General features: G+C 67.9%; 18 protein-coding genes and 2 pseudogenes. 13 read left to right on the top strand and 7 right to left on the bottom strand.

The annotated features are described in order from the left end of the window. Window positions 1-18 precede the first annotated feature (18 nt). The 4 genes from ACFY2A_RS21570 to ACFY2A_RS21555 are packed head-to-tail and all read right to left on the bottom strand — an operon-like array spanning window position 19 to window position 4,015. Window positions 19-1,506: an SCO6880 family protein gene (locus ACFY2A_RS21570; protein ID WP_387173998.1), complete on the bottom strand. Its 1,488-nt coding sequence runs from the start codon at window positions 1,504-1,506 to the stop codon at window positions 19-21. Further along, window positions 1,503-2,930, bottom strand: coding sequence for a hypothetical protein (locus ACFY2A_RS21565; protein WP_387173996.1), 1,428 nt, complete (start codon window positions 2,928-2,930; stop codon window positions 1,503-1,505). Before ACFY2A_RS21565 ends, ACFY2A_RS21570 begins: the two co-directional genes overlap by 4 nt. Continuing rightward, entirely contained in the window at window positions 2,927-3,682 is a 756-nt protein-coding gene (locus tag ACFY2A_RS21560; RefSeq protein ID WP_387173994.1) for a hypothetical protein, read from the bottom strand. Before ACFY2A_RS21560 ends, ACFY2A_RS21565 begins: the two co-directional genes overlap by 4 nt. Before the next feature lie 3 nt (window positions 3,683-3,685). Next, window positions 3,686-4,015: a hypothetical protein gene (locus tag ACFY2A_RS21555; RefSeq protein ID WP_387173992.1), complete on the bottom strand. Its 330-nt coding sequence runs from the start codon at window positions 4,013-4,015 to the stop codon at window positions 3,686-3,688. 168 nt (window positions 4,016-4,183) lie between these two features. Here ACFY2A_RS21555 and ACFY2A_RS21550 point away from each other — a divergent pair, with 168 nt between their 5' ends. Genes ACFY2A_RS21550 through ACFY2A_RS21540 form a run of 3 tightly spaced genes read left to right on the top strand, consistent with a single transcriptional unit; the run spans window position 4,184 to window position 5,749 of the window. Further along, window positions 4,184-4,768, top strand: coding sequence for a hypothetical protein (locus tag ACFY2A_RS21550; protein ID WP_387173990.1), 585 nt, complete (start codon window positions 4,184-4,186; stop codon window positions 4,766-4,768). Continuing rightward, on the top strand, window positions 4,765-5,559 hold the full coding sequence (locus ACFY2A_RS21545; protein ID WP_387173988.1) for a hypothetical protein: 795 nt from the start codon (window positions 4,765-4,767) through the stop codon (window positions 5,557-5,559). The genes ACFY2A_RS21550 and ACFY2A_RS21545 overlap by 4 nt, the downstream gene beginning before the upstream one ends. Then, on the top strand, window positions 5,546-5,749 hold the full coding sequence (locus tag ACFY2A_RS21540) for an NlpC/P60 family protein (RefSeq protein ID WP_387173986.1): 204 nt from the start codon (window positions 5,546-5,548) through the stop codon (window positions 5,747-5,749). Before ACFY2A_RS21545 ends, ACFY2A_RS21540 begins: the two co-directional genes overlap by 14 nt. Before the next feature lie 97 nt (window positions 5,750-5,846). On the opposite strand, the gene ACFY2A_RS21535 is transcribed toward ACFY2A_RS21540, so the two are convergent. Then, on the bottom strand, window positions 5,847-6,395 hold the full coding sequence (locus ACFY2A_RS21535; protein ID WP_387173984.1) for a hypothetical protein: 549 nt from the start codon (window positions 6,393-6,395) through the stop codon (window positions 5,847-5,849). 261 nt (window positions 6,396-6,656) lie between these two features. Here ACFY2A_RS21535 and ACFY2A_RS21530 point away from each other — a divergent pair, with 261 nt between their 5' ends. The 5 genes from ACFY2A_RS21530 to ACFY2A_RS21510 are packed head-to-tail and all read left to right on the top strand — an operon-like array spanning window position 6,657 to window position 11,339. Next, on the top strand, window positions 6,657-7,364 hold the full coding sequence (locus ACFY2A_RS21530) for a Crp/Fnr family transcriptional regulator (RefSeq protein ID WP_387173982.1): 708 nt from the start codon (window positions 6,657-6,659) through the stop codon (window positions 7,362-7,364). 30 nt (window positions 7,365-7,394) lie between these two features. After that, the gene (locus tag ACFY2A_RS21525; RefSeq protein WP_387173980.1) at window positions 7,395-8,180 is read left to right on the top strand and encodes a hypothetical protein; all 786 of its coding nucleotides are present in this window, start codon (window positions 7,395-7,397) and stop codon (window positions 8,178-8,180) included. Next, window positions 8,177-10,213: a hypothetical protein gene (locus ACFY2A_RS21520; RefSeq protein WP_387173978.1), complete on the top strand. Its 2,037-nt coding sequence runs from the start codon at window positions 8,177-8,179 to the stop codon at window positions 10,211-10,213. Before ACFY2A_RS21525 ends, ACFY2A_RS21520 begins: the two co-directional genes overlap by 4 nt. Further along, window positions 10,210-10,884, top strand: a complete 675-nt coding sequence (locus tag ACFY2A_RS21515; RefSeq protein WP_387173976.1) for a hypothetical protein — start codon at window positions 10,210-10,212, stop codon at window positions 10,882-10,884. Before ACFY2A_RS21520 ends, ACFY2A_RS21515 begins: the two co-directional genes overlap by 4 nt. Before the next feature lie 38 nt (window positions 10,885-10,922). Next, the gene (locus ACFY2A_RS21510) at window positions 10,923-11,339 is read left to right on the top strand and encodes a Pycsar system effector family protein (protein ID WP_387174193.1); all 417 of its coding nucleotides are present in this window, start codon (window positions 10,923-10,925) and stop codon (window positions 11,337-11,339) included. On the opposite strand, the gene ACFY2A_RS21505 is transcribed toward ACFY2A_RS21510, so the two are convergent. Further along, a complete protein-coding gene (locus ACFY2A_RS21505; RefSeq protein WP_387173974.1) occupies window positions 11,332-12,231 on the bottom strand; it encodes an oxygenase MpaB family protein in 900 nt (299 codons plus the stop codon). The genes ACFY2A_RS21510 and ACFY2A_RS21505 overlap by 8 nt on opposite strands. Continuing rightward, window positions 12,228-12,884: pseudogene (locus tag ACFY2A_RS21500) on the bottom strand (MAB_1171c family putative transporter); the annotation flags it as partial. The pseudogene ACFY2A_RS21500 and the gene ACFY2A_RS21505, both read right to left, overlap by 4 nt. Before the next feature lie 195 nt (window positions 12,885-13,079). Here ACFY2A_RS21500 and ACFY2A_RS21495 point away from each other — a divergent pair. The 5 genes and pseudogenes from ACFY2A_RS21495 (at window position 13,080) to ACFY2A_RS21475 (ending at window position 19,195) form a co-directional block, all read left to right on the top strand. Continuing rightward, complete coding sequence (locus tag ACFY2A_RS21495) at window positions 13,080-14,189, top strand: hypothetical protein (protein ID WP_387173972.1); 1,110 nt, start codon at window positions 13,080-13,082, stop codon at window positions 14,187-14,189. 113 nt (window positions 14,190-14,302) lie between these two features. Continuing rightward, window positions 14,303-14,683, top strand: a complete 381-nt coding sequence (locus tag ACFY2A_RS21490; protein ID WP_387173970.1) for a hypothetical protein — start codon at window positions 14,303-14,305, stop codon at window positions 14,681-14,683. After that, window positions 14,680-16,044 (top strand): hypothetical protein, encoded by a 1,365-nt coding sequence (locus ACFY2A_RS21485; protein WP_387173968.1) that lies wholly within the window; start codon window positions 14,680-14,682, stop codon window positions 16,042-16,044. The genes ACFY2A_RS21490 and ACFY2A_RS21485 overlap by 4 nt, the downstream gene beginning before the upstream one ends. A 482-nt stretch (window positions 16,045-16,526) precedes the next feature. Further along, window positions 16,527-17,308 (top strand): annotated as a pseudogene (locus tag ACFY2A_RS21480) (transposase family protein). Window positions 17,309-18,262: 954 nt separating this feature from the next. Continuing rightward, window positions 18,263-19,195 (top strand): hypothetical protein, encoded by a 933-nt coding sequence (locus ACFY2A_RS21475; RefSeq protein ID WP_387173966.1) that lies wholly within the window; start codon window positions 18,263-18,265, stop codon window positions 19,193-19,195. Window positions 19,196-19,383: the final 188 nt, after the last annotated feature.

Below are 19,383 nucleotides of genomic sequence, written 5' to 3'. Positions count from 1 at the left end.
TTTCTCCTCGCGATCAGGTCAGTGGGGCCAGTGGCGGGCGAGCTGCGGCGGGCAGACGCCGCAGGGCAGGGTGGTGGCGAAGCCGGCGGCTTGGCTGGCGCGCAGCTGCCGTAGCCGGATCTTGGCCACGTCGGCGCGGGACTCGACGTCGGCGATGGCCCGGCCCAGGTCGTCGGGGGAGACGACGGTGGTGGTGACGAACAGCGACATCAGGCCCACCCCGGAGCCGGTGGCTTCTTCCCGCGCGGTCTGTAGGGCGCGTTCCCGGTCGGCGTGGTCGCGGGCGGACTCGTCGCGCTTCTGCGCGCGGTGGTATGCCGCGCGGAACGCCGCCGCGTTGACCTCGCTCTCCACGATCCGCGCGGCCTCGCCGGCGGGGAAGGGCCGGTAGAGCAGGGACACCCGTTTCGGGTACGGGCCAGGAGCGAGCAGGCGGGCGAGGACGTCGGCGTGTACGTGTTGACGCGGCGCTTCGTGCCACGCCCACGACACGGACGTGCCGGAGTCGTGGGCGTACCGGTCGAGGTGTTCCTCGGCCATCACGGGTCCGGCGCTGTCCCAGTCCACCCACCGGCTCAGGTCGAGCCCGGGGGCCGCGGCGAGTCGGGCCACGTCGCCGCGGCTGGCCGGGTCGAACGCGGTACGGACGATCGCCGAGATGTGGTCGGCGCTCGCCCGGCCGAGGACGGTCAGCCCGCAGCTGCTCAGCGAATCCTGCAGGCCCGGCAGGGTGCGGCTGATCTCCTCCAAGGCTTCGTCGAGGTTCTTCGGTTTGCCGGGTGAGGCGCCGGGCTTGAAGGTCACCGACCCCCGGGTTTCCACGTCCGCAGCGGCTGCCGGGGAGACTTCCACCAGGCGTTGCAGTACCCGTCGGGCTGACGCCGGCCCGTGCGGCACGATCCGCCGGCTGACGTGATCGGCCAGCCGGGAACCGGGATCCGGTGCGGTGTCCACGGTGATCGCGACGTGGTCGACGATCGGCAGGTAGCCCAGGTTGGCCAGCCATCCGCCCCAGTCGGTCACCCACGCGGCGCTGGCGTCCGGGTCAGCCAGCCAGGTGGAGGTGGCCGCGCAGCGCAACGTCACCGTCATGGTGCCCAGCCGCTGGTTGTAGACCAACCCGTACGCGCCGCCGCTGTAGTCGACGGTCAGCAGGGTGGTGGGGGCGAGCACACCCGGCAGCTGCCAGGCATGCTCGCCGGCCACCATCAACCCGGATCGGTACGAGGTGTAGCCGCGGCTGGTGCCGATCAGCCAGCGCACCCGCTGCGTAATTCCGGCCGACAGCGGCACCCCGTCCCAGCGCAGCACCAGCATCGCTACGAGCAGCACACACGGCCCAGCGGCAACAGCCAGCGCCCGTAGCCCCAGCGAGCCGGAAACGATCAGCGCGGTGATCGCCAACAACACGGTGAAGGTCTGCGCCGGTCCGAGGCCGAACAGGCCCATGCCCCGGGCCCTCCGCCAGCCGCCGTAGGTGCGTACCTGTGCCTGCTCGCTGCTCACGACGACGAACTCCCGTCCCGCATCGCCGAACTGGCCGTGTTCGCGCCCGCCCTCGCGGCGCTTATCCCGGCCTGAGCGACCACCGCGCCACCGATGACAACGGGTGCCCCCGGTCCGGTCGCAGCTCCCGCCGCCCCGGCTCCGGCCATGCTGCCGCCGGTCGCTGCGCTACCACCGGCAGCCGTGGCGGTGGATGCGGTAGCGCCGGTCCCGGGCGGAACGGTGGTCGTGGGCGTTACCGGACCGGGCGGGCCGCTACCAGCGTTACCGTTCATCACGTTCGGCGCGCTACCGGTCGCGGGAGAGGAGGCCGAGGTGGTCGGCATGGCCCCGGTGGGACCGTTGCCGCCGCCGCTACCGGGTCCCCGCGAGTCGAGGTAGCGGGCGTGGTCGCTGGCACTGTGACCGCCGACGGCTCCGCGCAGCGACGACGCGGCGTGCAGGCCGGCCGCCGCTCCGGCGCCGGCCATGCCGATGCCCGCACCGCCGGAGGCGACGCCGCCGGTGAAGGTCGTGAAGAACTTCATCAGCGCAGGCAGAGCGATCACCGACAGGGCCAGCATGCCGAGACCCATCAGCCAGTCCCGACCGTTACCGCGCATCATCACGAACGAGGTGGCGTACACCGAGACGGCTGCCGGCTTGTACAGCGCGAGTGCCAGCGACCAGCCAAGGGTCTTGTGCAGCCACTGGCTGGTGCCTCGAGTGACGGAGCCGGCCGCCGCCAATTGCAGAATTCCGGCCAGGACGACCACCGAGCCCTCGCGGAACACCATCAGGATGGTCTGCGCCACGGCGGCGAGGATGACCACGACACCGACCAGAATCATCACGAACGGTGCCACCGCAGTGCCGGGAAGCAACAACCCGCCGAGCGCCGCGCTCATCGCCTCGTTCGGTGGCTTGTCGGAATCCTTGAAGATCGCCTCGTTGAGCAGCCACATCGAGTAGCTGTCCCCGGCCTTGAGGACCAGGTGGGTGCCGGCGACGCCGATGCTGCCCCAGAGCGCGGTGTTCCACACCCCGCGTACGGCCCGCAGCAGCGGCTCGCCCTTTCGACTGACGACGATGGTGATGCCCTGCCAGAGCAGCCCACCGACCAGCACCAGAATCGTGATCGGCAGCATGAACCCGCGCAGCTGCTGCGCCGGACCGGCAGCCTCCTGGCACTGGACCACCCAGTCAGCGGCCCACTGACTTGGATCCGAGCCATCGGTGGGGCACAGGCTGTTCGACGGGATGAGCGTCCAACTGGTCAGCAGGCCGGCGACCCACTGGATCGCTTCCCTGACCGCACTGGCCAGCCCGTCGAGGGTCGTGTTGACCATCGAATCGCGTACGGCTGCGGGGGCGTTGGCGCCATCGACGACGACTCCGGCGCAGGTGGCAGGAAGGAATGGATTACAGAACGGCACGAGAATCACCCGCCTGCGGTGAAGGGAAGGAACGTGGCGATGTCGGGGTCCGACGCGGTGGTCACCGCCTGGTCGAACGTCCCGCCGGCGGGCGCCAGCAGAGCCCAGTCCGACCCGGTCCAGCGCACGCGTACCTCGGTGCTGACCGTGAGCGGGCTACCGGTGGTGCCTGGCGCCTCAGTCAGCAGCCACAGGACCGCCTCGCCGTCGGTGTAGCTGAGGATCCGGTAACCCCGCAGGGTGGAGTACAACCGCCCGAGGGGTCGCCCGGGTGCGACGCCCGCTTGTCCGCGCAGTTCGTCGTACGCCTGCGCGACCTGGACCCGCATCGAGGCCGCATCGGGCCCGACCACCTGGTCGCGCAGGGTGGGTTCGAACACAGCCGGGCCGACCTGGGGATTGACGCGCACGACGATGTGGACCGCGGCGAGTACCGCGCCGGCGCGGTCGTGCGCGAAGCCGTAAGCCAGCCCGCCTCTGCTGAAGTAGGGACCCGACCGGCCCGACGCAGGCACCGACACGCCCGCCAGGTCGACCCAGTCCAGATCGCTGGGCAGGGCCATCCGGTCATCGGCAGTCGGGCTGGCGTCAGGGCGGATTGTCAGTGCCGGATCTGCCGGTGAGGTGGCAGGCCGATCAGGGGACACGCCGAACACCGCGATATCGACCGCGCCGGCCAGCATCGCGGCGGCCACACACACGGCGGTGAGCATGCGGCGGCGGGTGGTGCAGCGAGCACGAGCGATGACGTCGTAGGTCATGGCTCAGCTCGGCAGAATCGCGCCGACAACGACGGCCGCGACCGCCCCGCACGTCAACCCGGCCAACACCCAGGGGATGCCGGCCGCTCCATCGGCGGCGAACGCCGAACGGTTGCGACGACCGACGGCCATCATGATCCCGCATACCAGCAGGTCGCCGACACCGGCGACGATCAGGATCCACTTCATCCAACCGATGAACAGGTTCCCGGTCGCCTCCAACCCGGGCGGCGCAGCAGGGCTCGGGTTCGGTGCGGCGGCCAGAACGCCCGTCACGGCAGCGAATGGCGCATCCGCGAGGGCGGCGGCGATGGTCAGGTAGTGAACAAGCACGGCAGGTCTCCCGAAGGTCAGGACGCCCGCGGTCGGGGCATCTGCCAGGGACCTTGACCAGGCATCGCTGACGGCAGAGTTGACGCTGGCGTGGCCGCCACCGCTACCGTCGCTACCAGCTACAGCTGGCAGCGGTAGCTTCCCCAGCGACCCGACACCGTCGTGGCCATGGACGCGCGAATTCGAGTAACCACGGCAGTGGCGATCACATTGGCCGTTACCGGCTGCGCCACCAGCCCACCGCCAACGCCACCCACGCCGAGCATCAACCGACCCACGACCGGCACCGGCCCGACCGGGGTGGCCGCCCCGGTGCTGCCGTCGACGCAGCCCGGCTTCTCGTACGCCGATCCGGGGCAGGTGTGTCGACGTTTCGTGACGGCCCTCTACAGTGCCGACACCCGCCGCGACACCGGCCCGGCCGAGGCCTACCAGCGAGCCATGCGCTTCGCCAGCAGCACCCTGGCCGAGCAGAGCGCCGCCGCCGACCGCGACGGCCGCTGGGCGACCTGGGCTCACCACCGCGTCCACCTGACGGCGGAAGTGGAGCCCTTCGCCGACCCACAGCAACCAGCAGACAACGGCATCACCGCCCGGCGTGCGATCCGGGTGACGGTGACTCCTTTGGGCGAGGGCGGCTGGCGTGGCTGGACCGAGCACAGCATCGCCGACTGCGCCCTGATTCGTGGCGGTCCGGACGGACCCGGGTGGCGGGTCGCTGGCTACGAGATCCGCCAGGCTGGTTTGCGATGAACCGCGGCTGGTCGATCCTCGCCGGAGGATTCGCCGCTGTGGTCCTGGCACCGCTGGCCCTGATCGTGCTTGTCACGTTCTCGGTCGTCGGAGCTGGCCCGGCCACGGCCTGCACCATCGGCCCGCCCAGCGCCTCACCCGGGGCGACACCCGCAACGTCCGACTGGTCCGATCAGGGCTCCTGGACCTCTGAGCAGGTCAGCAACGCCGCCAGCATCGTCACCGTCGGCGCCGAAATGCAGGTGCCCCGCTACGGCAGGGAAATCGCCGTCGCCACCGCCATGCAGGAATCCACCCTGCGCAACCTCGGACACCTCGGCGCGGACAGCGACCACGACTCACTCGGCCTGTTCCAGCAGCGACCCAGCCAGGGCTGGGGGACCCCCGAGCAAATCCTCGGTCCGCGCTACGCCGCCAGGAAGTTCTACGAGCGTCTGGTCGACGTCGACGGCTGGCAGACCATGGGGCTCACGCAGGCCGCGCAGGCCGTGCAGCGGTCGGCGTTCCCTGACGCGTACGCGAAGTGGCAGCCAGAGGCACAGCAGATGGTCGCCGTGATCAGCGACGGACTGGGCATCGTCTGCACCAGCGACGGCGGCGACGGCCTGCCGCCTCTGGACGACGCGGGACTCCCGGACGGCTTCGTCCTGCCGGCGGACCCGCAGCTTCGGGCCGTGGTCTCCTTCGCGCTCGCTCAGCGAGGCAAGCCCTACGTCTGGGGTGCCGATCACCACCGACCAGCTGCGAACGGGTGTCGCCGTCCCCTCATTAGCGGCGATGCGACCCGGTGACCTGATCTTTATCCCCGGCTCCGACGGGACAATGTCCCGTCCCGGCCATGTCGGCATGTACATCGGCACCGACGGGCACGGCCGGCAGTACCTCGTTCAGGCGCCCAGGACCGGCGACGTCGTGAAGGTCGTCGCCGTCAGCAACTGGAGCCGACAGGTCGCCGCTATCCGCAGACCGCTGGCGCAGTAGGGCAGGTCGTGCGCCTGATGAAGTCTCGTGCCCGGAATAGCGCAGGACGCAACAGACGTGGAGGCGCTACCCGTGTTCCAACCCGAAACTGATGTGGCTATGCCGCTTGGCTCGGGGTTGGCGAACGATCGAGCAGGGTGCCCAGCCGGGCGGCGGAGTCTTCGGCCAGGCCATAGATGCCCTGGAGGCTCACGGAGCGTTCGAGGCGACCGTTGACGACGTACTTCAAGTTGCGCTGTTCTCCACTTCGGTTGCGCCAGGTCAGGGTGCTGAGCATGTCGCCGGGGACGGCGATATCGAAGCGGACCGGTGTTGCTTCGATATGCACCGGACTTGCTCCGCATCTGGCGGCACCGAGCATGGCCCAGTCGGTGTGCCCCGGACAGGCATGGTCCGACCATGTTGCTGGGGCGGTGCCGCAACAGTCCTGCCGCTGCTTGTCGACAACACGGAGGCGGCTCACGAGGTAGACCACGCATCGGTTGACATGCAGCGCGAAGACATCATCGCCGACACCGACGCTGGTCCAGCTGGGAAGAGACTGATGCGACCCGCTGAATGCCACCGGGGGACGCTGACCGACGCGGTGTCTGCGTAGCTCCCGGCAGACATCCTGGGTCCATAGGGTGGTAAAGGCGTTCGGCATGGCCGTGATCGTAAGCGCGACGGCTGACAGTGTTGATCGAGGTCATCAGGTTGGGCCGCAATGCGAACCTGCGCCGACCTCTGTGGACCGTCTCGGATCCTCCGGCAGCTGCGGATCGCGTGGCTGTGGCATTGAGCAGGTTCCACCGAGAACTTGTCCGGTGCCGTGACCAGGCGAGCGGCGACGATGCGGGGCTGAGTGGGCGGGCAGTGCTACCGGTTGTCATTACTTTGACGTGGCGGTCGACGATACATTCTGTACATGATTGACTACGGCGATTCCGGGCTCGTTGCTTATCTGCCGCAGGACGAGTGGCGCCGAGTTCAGGAGACCGGAATTCCTGTGCGATTCGAGCCCCGCGATGTTCTCGTACGTCAGGGCGACGCTACGCAGCATGTGTATGTGCTCCTGGCTGGGTGCGTCAAGATCGTGCGGTCGGAAAGCGATGGCAGTCGCGCGATGCTGACGTTGCGGGTGGCCGGCGACGTCGTCGGAGACTTGGCTGCCGTCGACCTGCAACCCCGCTCTGCCACGGCCACCGCTCTGACCACCACCGTCACCCGCCTACTGACCGGACCGCAGTTCCGGCGCTTTCTGACACGGCCGGAATTCGCACCGGGGTTCGCCGCATATACGGTGCGCCGGCTGCGCATCTCGGACGCTCAGCGCGCGGCGTTGGCCCTGTTGCCTGTGCGGGACCGGCTGGCCCGGGCCCTGATCCAGCTTGACCGGGAGAGCCGGCGCGCGGATGGGCCGCCCGCGATCCGACTGTCCCAGGCGGAGCTCGCCGAACTGGTCGGTGCCTCGCGCAACGCGGTCGTCGCCGAGTTGGCTGCGCTGCGCGAGGCCGGCATCGTCGTCACCGGCCGGCGCGACGTCACCATCGTGGACCCGGCGGCATTGCGTGGCCGGTCACACGGTTTACGCCCAGATTTGGGCAGAGAGCCGCGCGTTGCCAACGGACGCTGAGGGGGTCAGTTCATCGAGAAAGGGACTCCTGTGGAATATGTTCCGTTCGCACGTTCGATCGATCTACCGCCGTACCGGGCGATATTGGCGGTGGATGCCAAGGGCTTCACCGCGGAACCAGGCAGCACCCACGAGGCGATCAGCAAAAGCTTGCTCGACTTGGTGGGCGATGCCCTGACCGGCGCCGGATTGCAGGCCGAGTGGGATCGCCCGGCGTTCCTCGGCTCGACCGGTGACGGCTTCGCCGTCGGCCTCCCGACGCACGTCCTGCCGCATCTGGTGGACCCCTTTCCACGCTTGCTTCAGGAGCGCCTCGCCGAGCACAACCGTCAGGGCCGACGACGGCTTCAGCTGCGAGTCAGCCTGCACGTCGGCCCGCTGCCGGCCGACCCAGAAAATCCCAACTGGACCGGCAACGGGGACGCGCGCAATGACACACATCGCCTGCTTGACTCCGCGCCGGTAAAGGCCGTGCTCGCCGCGGCCAGCCCGCAGGTGACCTTCGTGGCTTGCATCTTCTCCGACCGCGTTTTCGAGGATGTCATCGCCGCTGGGTACGCCGGGATGCAGCCCGACCGCTGTCTCCCGGTCATGGCGACGGTCGACGACAAAGCGTTCAGTCGGCAGGCGTGGCTCTACCTCCCCGAGGTTTCCGGGAACTTGCTCGGCGTGTTGCCACACGCCGTGCTGCCGCCGCCGATGGACGGGGAGAAATCTGAACGGCCTCGGATCTCCGGGCCGCGGGTAAGGCGGAACGACGGCCAGGTTGCCACCGCTGTCGAGAGCATGACTCAGAACCAGGGCGGTGCGCGATGACGACGGACCAGATCGAGATCGTGGATCCGGACATCGATGAGTCCTACGCCGATGACATCGACGACAGCCCCTATGTAGAAGAGAACAGCGGCCAAGTCGCCTCGCACGTCGGGGGCGACATGGTGCAGAACGTCCATAACTGGCTCGGCCGCTACCAAGCCGCCCGGGAACTTTCCGACGCCTTCGTGCGTGAGACGATCGCGACCTTCGTGGAACGAAACTACGGCCCAGGCGGATGGTCCAGGGAAGCGGCGGCCGCGATCCTGCGGGAGCGACGACACGTCCTGCTGGTAGCCGACCCCGGCACCGGCCGTCGCACCGCCGCAGTGGGACTGCTCGGCGGTGTTCCCTCGCCTCGGCGAGAAATTCCCATCGATGACGACACTCAGCGGCTCTTGCCCGTCGACGAGGTGCCATGGTCGTACTACGACCAGTCTGCCTACCTGCTCACAGTGCCGACCGGAAACCGTAACGGGCGGCTGAGGGAGTTGCTCATTGCCTACCGAGAGGCGGTGGAGAAGCGAGATTCGTACCTTGTCGTCCTAGTCGACCAGAAGAGCCTCGAACGACCCGAGGAAATTCCAGGCTTCACCGTCCTCACGGCTACCGCACCCGCGCGCGAGGGTCTGCTGAGCCAACTTCTCGAAGACCAGCGCGCCCGGCTCGATGTGGACGCGCTGCTCCAGACGTCGCCGCTGCCGGAGATGCTGGAGAGCGCTACCCCGGCCCAGGTGGCGAGGCTGTCCCGCCGGATCAGGGCCGCCGCAGATAATCCGCAGGCATCGCTGGCCGAGATCGCCCGAAAGTCGGTGCAGGCCTACCAAAACTGGGACGAAGAGTTGGCCGCCTGGTTCCAGGACAACCCCGATCCGCGGACACGGCTCTTCCTTATCGCCTTGGCCTTTCTGCAGGGAGGACAGGCCACCAATGTCCTGCACGCTATGGAAAAGCTCGCCGAGAAGCTGAACGAACCGGCGGACGTATGCGGCGGCATCGGTGCACCGGGAATCCGCCAACTCGCCAAGAACGTCAACGCCCGCATCGACGACAGGCACCGGATCTTCTTCACCCTGCCCTCGTACGATGTCGCGATCCTGCGCTACGTGCACGGTGACCAGTCCAAGGCTTTCCGTACCCGCCTCTGGAGTTGGGCGTCCGACCTGCCGATACGACGCGGCGGTTCTCCGAACGCGCGCGTGGCCGGGCAGGTCGCTTCGGCCATGCTCGCCGTGACCCTGGCGCTTCCCGGGGCCGACGCTCCTGAGGTGCGCACCCTCATCGAGCGGTGGTGGAACTACCAGACGCTGCATCCGTTGGTCGTCGACCTGATGACAGCGATCGCGATGAGCCCTGAGGCAGGGACGGCGATGCGTGGTCGGCTGAACCAGTGGGCCGTCCAATCGGGGAGCGTGCCGCTGCTCTGTGCGGTCGCCGCTGTGTGCGGCGGGGCGTTGGCAGATGCGTATCCGCAGGCGGTGTTGACTCGGATGAAGAACCTGGCAGGGCGGGGGATAGACCCCGTCACCGACGGGGTCGTGGAAGCTGTGCGTTCGCTCTGGGACCGACCGTTGCACCGGCAGACGACGCTGCGTCAGGTCGTCGAGTGGGCGGCCGGGCAGGACCAACAGCGACGCGACACAGGGAGGCGGGCGCTAGCGGCAATCTCGGACACCCCGGAGCGTGCCGGCTCTCTCCTAGCCGAACTGGCTGGCGTCGCGGAGGTGCAGGCCGGACTCATTCACGCCTTCACGTACTTGTTCGGGAGCGAAGGGCCGCAGGGCAAAATCCGCGAGGCGCTTCTGCGCTGGCTGGATGCGGCGACTGAGGAACCGGTGTACGAGGAATTGCTAACCGGCGTGATGGTCGCTGCCGGGGGGACCGGCGAAGGCGCCAGCAGCCGCTTCGCCCGCATGTCCGACCTGCTGTACGACTGGCAGCCTGTCGCCCGTGACACCCAGGCACCAGCCGCCCGGGACCTGCGTGACCGACTCAACGAGCGGCTTCACAACGCGAGTCCGCTGGTCGCCTCATGACTGCCAACTGGCTTGGCCACCTGACGGGCCTCCGGACGCGACCCGCGGATTCCGTACGGTCGTTCACCTTTTCCGCTGAGCTGCGCAGCTGCCATCCGCACATCGCGTTTGACGCGATTTTCCAGATGCAGTGGCAGGGGGATGGCCATGACGCCTACTGGCGAGTGCGGCAGGACGTCACAAGGTGGGCCGACCAGGTAACCGCCAAGTACTGTGTTACCCAGGTCGGCAACGCTGAAAACGAGATCAACAGCGGCGTCGCCTATAACGCCAACGTCCAACTGACGGTCAGCCGGCAAGCACGTGCTGCGGCAGAAGGCATCCTGGACGTGCACCGGCAGACCGCGCTCGAACGCTTGAAGCAGCAGGCCGAGTTGGAGCGGGTCCGCTTCATGCGCGAGACCGTGTACTCCCAACCCGATGTGGCCCGCAGCTACTGGCTCTACCACCACCCCGACCGGCCGGAAGAGCTCCTCACCATCAAGTTCGAGGAGATCGCGGAGAAGTTCGGGGATGCCGCTGAGTCACGGTCACTGGGAGTTGCCAAGCTGATCGATGAATTTCTCGGGCAGCTCGGGGAGAGCGAGCGGCGATATCTGCTCGGGCAGGTGGGGCAGGTCTTCTCCTCGTACAACCGGACCGACCTAGCGGAACGGCTGGAAATTTCATGAGAGAAGCGGAACGTGCCTCACTGCAACAGGTGAACGAGATGATTCGCTTCGCCGACGTCAAGGCGGCCGCCATACTGGCCGCTGCCGGGGTCCTGGCCGGGCAGCTGCCGTCGGGTCATGGCTACTGGGCCAGGGCCGTTCTGCTCGTCGCTGGTATCTGCATCGTGCTCAGCGCGCTGCTGGCGCTCTACACCCTGGCACCGCGGCGGCAGATGACGACTGCATGGTCGTTGCACTACTACGACCACGTCGCCCGACGATACGGCGATGACCGGGAAGCCTTCATCGATGCATGGGTGGAGGCAGCGGCCGACGAGGCCTCGTTCGAACGGGCGGTCGTCGGACAGATCTGGGCGGCGAACATGGTGGCGTACCGAAAGTTCACCCGGATCACCTGGGCCATTCGCGCACTCGTGGTCGGCGTCGTGGCCCTCGCGGCCGTGGCGCTTACCTGAAATCTCTTGCCGCACCTGACGGCCACGTTCGCCGATCCGGTACGTGGGCTTCCTGTGGACCGAGTTGGCTGACGTCGTACTCGTTAGGGTAGGTCTTCGTGTGGATGCCGTCGGCGAACAGCGGCGTGGTCGGTGGTGTGCCGAACCAGCGTTGCAGCCGGGCGCGCATCTTCAGCGCCAGGTGCAGGCCGGCCCGGACGGGCCAGGCTGGTTTGTCGACCTGCATCGCGCGGCGCAGTGGTGCGTCGTACATGGCGCTGACCAGGGCGTTGCCGAGCGGGGCCAGTGGCTTAGGGATGCGGGTGAGCATCAGCATGCGGGTGGCGCGCTCGATAGCGGCAGCGTCGTCGTTGGGTTGCAGGTGGGCTGCGTCGTGGGTGTCCAACCAGGTCTCGAAGTGCTGGTAGGAGTCGGGGATGTCGGTGATGCCCATCCGCCGGCCCAACTCCCGATAGAACACGTAGGTGGCCTGGATCTCGTGGCAGCAGGGGCGGCGCCAGCCGTACTTCTGCAGCCAGCGGGTGGGGACGACGACCAGGCAGCCGAGGACGTAGAGGTAGTCCTTGTTGGGGATGTCGTACGGGCGGTGGATCTGGTTGACCCGTCGTAGCGCGTCTCGGCCTCGTGGTTGGTCGAACCCGTTGAGCACCATCTCGTACATGAGCAGGCCGGTGTCGTCGAGGCGCTTCTGGGTGCGTTCGGTGAGCTCGCCGGTGGCGGTGTGTACGGCGGCGATGGCGGGGATGGAGAAGGAGCGGTTGAAGGCGAGGTTCAGCCCGAGCTTCATGTCCCACGGGACCTCGTAGCGCAGCATCGTCTGGTAGATGGCCAGGTAGTCGCGTTCGGGGTCGAGCGTGCGAGTGTGAGCGAGGTTGGCGTAGCGGGCTCTCATCGGTGGGAGTCTCCAAGCGCGGACTTCTGTACGGGGAGGCGTCGTGAGTCGGCGAGCGTTTGGGCCACCACGAGCGACCGGGCGTAGGTGCTGGACACCAGCGTCAGCCAGGCGATTTCCCCGGCGTAGCCGCCGGAGGGGCGGTGCAGGTCGTCGGGTGGTAGGGGGACTGCGGCGAGGAGGCTCTGTTGATGCGCGCGGAGTGCGCAGGCCAGGTGCGCCGCCTCGATTGTGGCCCGCCGCTCGTCGGCGGTCAGGCCGGCCCGATCGGCGTGCTGCTCGGCCAGCGCGGTCACTCTGAGGTCCATGTACGGGCGCAGTGCGAGGCAGCCGTCGCGGATCTCGGCGGCGCGGCGGGTCAGTGCGTAGTCGATGTCGCGGACGGCGCCGAGCCGGCGGCGCAGGCTCGCGTCGAGGTCGGGTAGGGCGTTGACGAGGTCGCGCCAGAGCGGTTCGAGGCGCTGGTAGGAGCGGAAGTCGTCCCAGCGTCGGGTGATCGTGAGAATCGGGCCCCAGGCTGGCATGGTCAGGCCGATCATCATGAGCAGTGCGCTGATGGTGACCAGGACCGCGGCGATCTCCCGCTCGCCGGTGGGTTGGTACCCGCTCCAGTAGGCGATCAGGTACGCGATCTTGTTGGTGCTGTAGAGCAGGGGCGGGAAGGAACTGCGAGACGCCGGTCGGTGCGCCGTCGCCGTGGTCAGTACAACCAGAGCCCAGGCGACCGCCGGCCCGAACACCGCCATCGTCGACCAGGACGGTCAACTGCACCTCGCCCTGCCGTTCCTCCTCGTCTAAGGGGCGGCGGCAGGACTACCGTACGCGAGCTGGAACCGCTCGTCGAGATCATGACGCAGGCGCGATCCGCCACCGACGAGCAGACCCCGCCGGCCCCGGAGCCGGAGACATGGGCGGACGGTACCGATGTGGCTGGCTCCGTGCTCGCCCTGCTGACCGGAGACGAGCCGGTCACGGCAGTAAGCGCCACCGCTTCTGTCGATACAGCAGTTCCGCTGGACCCCATCGTTGCCGTGCCCCGCGTCGAGTACACCCACACCGTCGCCACCCCACGGCGCGAGGTCACCGCTGCGATCCGACAGCGACGCCGCCAAGCCGACCCGCAGCTGGATTCGGACCTGCGGGCCTGGCGCGAGCAGGACACCACCCGACCACGGATCAGCGTCCTCGGCGCGGTCACGGTCGACGCGCCCGGACCGGTACCCGACCAACGCCGCCGCTTCCACGCCGAACTCATCGTCTACCTCGCCCAACGTGGAGCCCGTGGAGCCTCCGCCGAGCAGCTCACCGACGCACTGTGGCCCGACCAGCAGGTCAAGGACGCCAGCCGCCGGGTCGCCATCACCCGGGCCCGCCGGTGGTTGGGGGAGACCCCGGACGGCAACGCCTGGCTGCCGGAGATGGGCTCTGACCGGCTCTACCGGCTGAACTCGGGCTACCTACTCGACTGGCACCTGTTCCGCCGGCTGCGCAGCCGCGGCGAAAGTCGCGGCGCTGCCGGAGTCAAGGATCTACGAGCCGCGTTGGAGCTGGTTCGGGGCGTACCCCTCGAAGGGGCCGAACGCGCCTACGCAGCCGGCGCTCGCAACCCTTTCACCTGGCTACCCGAATCCGACATCTACCCGGGGCACATCACGTCCGCCATCGTGGACACCGCACACGAACTCGCCGAGCTCTACCTCGAAGCCGGCGATCCGACTGGTGCGCGGTGGGCCGTGCAGCAAGCCTGGCTGGCCGACCCGGAGCGTGGCGACGACGGGCCCTGGCACGACATCATGCGAGCCGCCCACACCGAGGGACACACCGCGGAGCTGCGCAACCTCTTGGGGGAGCTGATGCGGGTCCGCGAGGCCGAGGTGCCGGAGGACCTTGCGCCGGTCACGTACGCCCTGCTGCGCGAACTCCTGCCGGACCTGCTCGCTGCGAGCAGCAGCGGATAGGCGGTCCGTGAGTACCCGACCGGTTACCGGCGAACCCAGACCACGAACAGACAGGTTGAACAACCGACCGAACGGAGTGAACGACCTTGCTGACGTCGAAAGAAACTGGCGGCATGGAGTACATCGAGGCAACGCGACAGGTCGGCGCTCGACTCGCGGACGCTGCAGACGACACCGCTGCGGCGGCAGCCATTGAGCTGGCGATCGAAGCCTGGAAGAGCCTGGCCGGGACCGACTTTGCCTGGGACCACTTCGGCCTGGAACTGCTCGACATTCGGGCGAGGCTCTACTCGGATCACGACGACGTGGTCGTCGATGCGGCGGCACCGGTTCGCGATGACGCGGCGACCCGGCTGGCTGTGACGACGCTGGTGGAGCAGCTTGCGCGGTACCACGAGCGGCTGGCCGCCGACGGGCGAGACGACCTGGCTCGTCGACTCCACCACGACGCCGGTGCCCAGCAGTTACGGCGTGCGGCGGCGGCCCTGGCATGACCATCGGCCACTGGCACAGGGAAGCGCAGCGGGCGCTGCGTGCGGCGGCCACGGCAATGGAACGGCACCCCGCCAGCAGCGCGGCCGACATCAACGCCGCCGTTATCGCCAGGTCTGCCATCTACGCACAGCTGGCCCGAGCGACCGAACTTCTGGTCGGCGGTCGCCCGGTAGCCGAGGTGCCGAACCGGGCCGCTGCCTTGACCATTCTGCGGCGACGCGGGCAACGGCTCACCCAGCTCTACGTCGGGCTTCGAGTCGCCGGGATCGTCGAGCGGCAGTTCCCGCCGCCTCCCGCCCCAGTGACCGCCGAACCGGCACGCTCGCTGCACCGGGCCGCAGACGCCGTCGGCGTGATTGCCGACATTTTCGCCAGCCACGTTCCTCCGGGACAGCGACCCCGGACACCGGAAGGGCTCGCGATTCGAGCGGGCGGCGGTCTCCAAGCCGGCATTGCCGACATCGCCAGGCTCACCTCAGACCTGGTCATGATCGACCTCGCGCTACCGGGATGGTTCAGCCACGGGCGCGGCCATCTGACCGAGATCTACCGTCCGGTGGCGGAGGCCGCCAGGTGGACTACCAACAGTGGCTTGGCGGCAGTCGCCCGGGAAATGATCGCCGCCGGGCGAGGTCAACCTCCACTGGATGCACTCGATATCGCCCGTTCCCCGATCAACCCCACGCCCAGCGTCCGTACCGTCGACGACGCGATCGGCGCCGTGGCCGCCGCGCGGAGCTGGATGTGGCAGTACCCGGGGCAGGTCACGGGTGTCCATCTGCAGCTCGGAACCCAGCTCGGACTGGCCGTGCACATGCTGATTAGCAAGGGTGCCCCGACGATGGTGGGCGGTTGGCGGCAGGCCGCCATCGCGGCCGCCGGCCTGCGGGCCACCCCGCCGATCGGCCCGGCTCAGGAAGCTGCCGCTGAGTTGGCGGAGACCCTGCGTTGGGTGCGGTCACAGGCGGCGGTCGGCCGCAACGAGCGCGTGCCGCTGAGCAACAAGCTGGTCGTACGCCTCAGCTCCGAGCTCTCGTTCCTGGCAGTCACCCTTCACCGCGGGTTGTCGGCTGCCCTTCGGCGGGGGCAGTTGTTCGTCAAGGGCGAGATGCCTCTGACGCGCCCAGCCGGTTCGCTCGTTTTCCGTACCGCCGAGCGGTGGCGGCCGGCTGTCGCCGATGACGACGTGGTCCATGACTTGAACCGAGGGCTCGCGCAGCGGCATCAACCAGAAAACGACACTCCAGGGACTGCGGCTCGGGCGTTTCCTCAACCACCACGACCAAGGACTTCGGTGGACCAAACGTCGGACCGAACGGTGACCGGTGCAGCGTCGCGCAGTCGTAGCCGAACGCAATAATCACCGAGAACGAATTGATCTGCCCGCACCATTATCGAATTCTTCCAAGCGTTCCGGCGAGCGTCGTCTTAGTGCGCCTAACCGACGGATTTGCCGTCGGAAATCGGTGTCGATCTCGCTTGCTCGCCGGGCTAGCTGTGGCCGTGGTCCAGGCGGCGTGCATCATTCTCGCGGAGCAGTCTCAGGATTGGTTCGTTGTCTACCACCGCTGAACCCCACATGTCGTACTTGATCGAAGAGATTCGCCAACCGGGAGTAAGTGGTGGCTCTACGTCTAATTGTTCTACAAGGTGGGCCACATGGTAGCTCGCCTCGTCGCTCAGGATTCCAAGGTCCACCATGACCATGGAGTGAAGCCTTTTCATCGTGGTCAAGGACGGTTGACCAGGCAGGCAGGGGCAGCGTGCCGATGCTCCAGATAGGACGAAGCTCCCGGTAGGACAGCAGTCGACCAAGACGCACTGCCCAGTACGGGAGCTTCGTTGCTGACCTATCCTGCCAGCATCCCGCTGTCCACGCGCAGCCTGACCCGGCTGACTGAGCTGATCCGCGACCGACGCCGCGCGCTCGGTGGCCGCTGGCGCAGGTTGGCGGCGCAGCAGCAGGCGCTGGTGGCCTTGGCTCACCTGCGCAACGGCGATACCCTCACCCACCTCGCGGCCGGCTTCGCCGTGTCGGTCAGCACTGCGTGGCGGTACCTACGCGAGGCCGTCGACCTGCTCGCCGCCTGCGCCGACGACCTCGCCGCCGCGATGCGCCGGGCCGCCCGGCTGGCGTACGCCATCCTCGACGGCACGTTGATCCCGATCGACCGGGTCGCCGACCAACGCCCCTACTACTCGGGCAAACACAAGCGCCACGGGTGAACGTGCAGGTCCTGGCCGATGCCGCCGGGCGGCTGGTCTGGACCTCGGCCGCCCTGCCCGGCGCGGTCCACGACCTCACCGCCGCCCGAACCCACGGCCTGATCGACGCGCTGACCAGCGCGAACGTGCTGACCTTCGCGGACAAGGGCTATCAGGGAGCCGGCGGGAGCGTGCGCACGCCGTTCAAACGCCACCGACACCGACCGAAACTGTCCCGCCGTCAGCGGACCGTCAACCGTGGTCATGCCCGGCTCCGCGCCCGCGGCGAGCGAGCCATCGCCACGCTGAAGACCTGGAAGGTCCTGGCCAAGCTGCGTTGCTGTCCCCGCCGCGCCACGGCGATCGTGCAGGCCATCCTCGTCCTGCACCGCATCGAGACCAGCCGCCACTCAGGATGAAAACGGCTCACTGTGGGTGTGGGGAGGCTGTGCTGTAGGGAAGCCGACGGGCGGGACGCGTGCGACGACTCCTTTACTCGGCTGGTTTATGCTTTGGGTGACCTGGGCAGACGTGCGTGAGCATGCCGCCGGGCCACTGGACTACTGGGGGTCAAGGGGTCGTCGGTTCGAATCCGGCCGTCCCGACAGCGAGAGGGTTTCCGCAGGTCAGTGACTTGCGGAAACCCTCAGTCTATTGTTCTAGCTCGATGAAGTGGCGTGTGAGGCGCTGCTGGAGCCCTTAACTCGGGCGGTTTTGCGACCCGATCTTGGTTGCCTCTGCGGTCAATCGCCTGGTAGGCGCACTGCATCGGCTCAGTTTTCGTCGCTGCTGGACTCCTTAACGGCAGGCGATTTTGGACAGATAGGGCATTTCTTTCCTACGCCGCGGGACGGTCGCGTATCTGCGTCAACGAGCGGTCCGCCGACGCGAATGTTCGACGGTTACTGGACGGTGTCGGCCGCCGTGCCGGTGGAACAGTTGACGCAGCGTCGGGGCCGATGGACGGTTCGGCAACGAGACCCGCCAGGACGGGCGGGTTGACCCTACTCGCTCACGCACGCTGGCCGCCGCCGTAGCTGACCGTGAACGACCGGCCCTTTTGCTACTCCGATGACCGCTCTGTGGAATCAACTCGTAACGGTGCTTCACACCGGAACCGCAGGCTCTCTACGGTCACCCGGTCGAGTTGATGATCACGGGGCTGTCGATGGGTGCTTGGGTCGGTGCGTGTCTCGCGTCGAAGGAGAACGCGCTGTTGATCATGGCGTGGCGGCGGAGTGGACTGGAAATCGGCAAGCCCGAGTTCGCGAGCGGCGTCTGCCCGTCGAACCCCAATCAGCCCGGTAGGGCCTCGGCGGCCCACGTTCGGTGTGGCACGATCCCGGGCGTGGATCTATCTGGGGCAAGGTGACATGGCACTCGACATCACTTACGGCCGACCTGATTTGCTGGCGGTGCGTAATGCGGCCCGGAAGGGTGACTGGCCCGGCCTGATGGATGCGATCAAGGCTGGCCTATCCGATGACGAAGATCGGTCAGACCGCGTCGAAGTTGCCGTGCAGACCTTGATCGGGCGATGGAAGGTTGTTGTCCCGGCCCAGTTCGAGCAGTACATTGCCTCGCTCGGAGCAGACGCTACCGCGTACCTGCTGCGGGGCGCGCTGGAAGTCGAACGGGCTTGGCTGTTACGCGGCGGGGCTCTTGCCCGCTACACCGGCGCCGAGCAGATGTCGAGCTTCCACCAAGGTCTGCACTGTGCCGAGGAGTTGCTGCAGGCGTCCGCCGCGCTGGCGCCGGCGGACGCATCGCCCTGGGTGTGGCTACTGCAGCTGGCGCGAGGGTTGGAAATCGGCCCGCAGCGTACCGGTGAACGCCGCGAGGAGCTGGCCAAGCGCAATCCCTACCACTTTCGCGGGCACTATCAAGCGGTTATGTCCGTCACTCCGCACTGGGGATACTCCGCCGCCTTCACGGCACAGTGCGCGCGAGAGTGGACCGACGGCCATCCCATCGGTTCCCCGACTCACGCGTTGATCCACATCGCAAATTTCGAACGCTGGCGCCGCGACAACACCGGCACGCCCCTGCGGAAGGACATCGACGCTCTCGAACGCGCCCGGCAGGCGTCGACCCGGATGAACCTGGCAAGCTGCGAGCGGCCCGGCGAGATACTCGCTCACAACTACGCCGCCGCCTGGTTCAGCGTCATCGGCGACCGGAAATCAGCCAGGCCACACCTCGCCTTGATCCGGGGCCGGGCGACCCGATGGCCCTGGAACGACATGGGCGCCAACCCCATGGCCGTCTATCGCGTTCACCGGCTGCGGGCAGCGCTCGGCATCTGATCCAGCGTCCCGTTAGGGTACCGACAATCGATGCGGTCGTGAGCCACTCGATCGTCAACGCGGACCGCCTCTCGCGCACCACCGACCCAGACTCGGCACTGTGTGGCAGGTCGTGTCGCAGGGCGGCTATGACTCCGCGGGCCGGCCGGTGAGTGCGACCGACATCAAGGGCAATGTCACCACGACTG

The sequence above is a fragment of the Micromonospora sp. NPDC000442 genome (assembly GCF_042898635.1).
Classification (GTDB): domain Bacteria; phylum Actinomycetota; class Actinomycetes; order Mycobacteriales; family Micromonosporaceae; genus Micromonospora.
The sequence above is the reverse complement of the archived record's forward strand: the minus strand, read 5'-3'. Positions and strand labels throughout refer to the sequence as shown.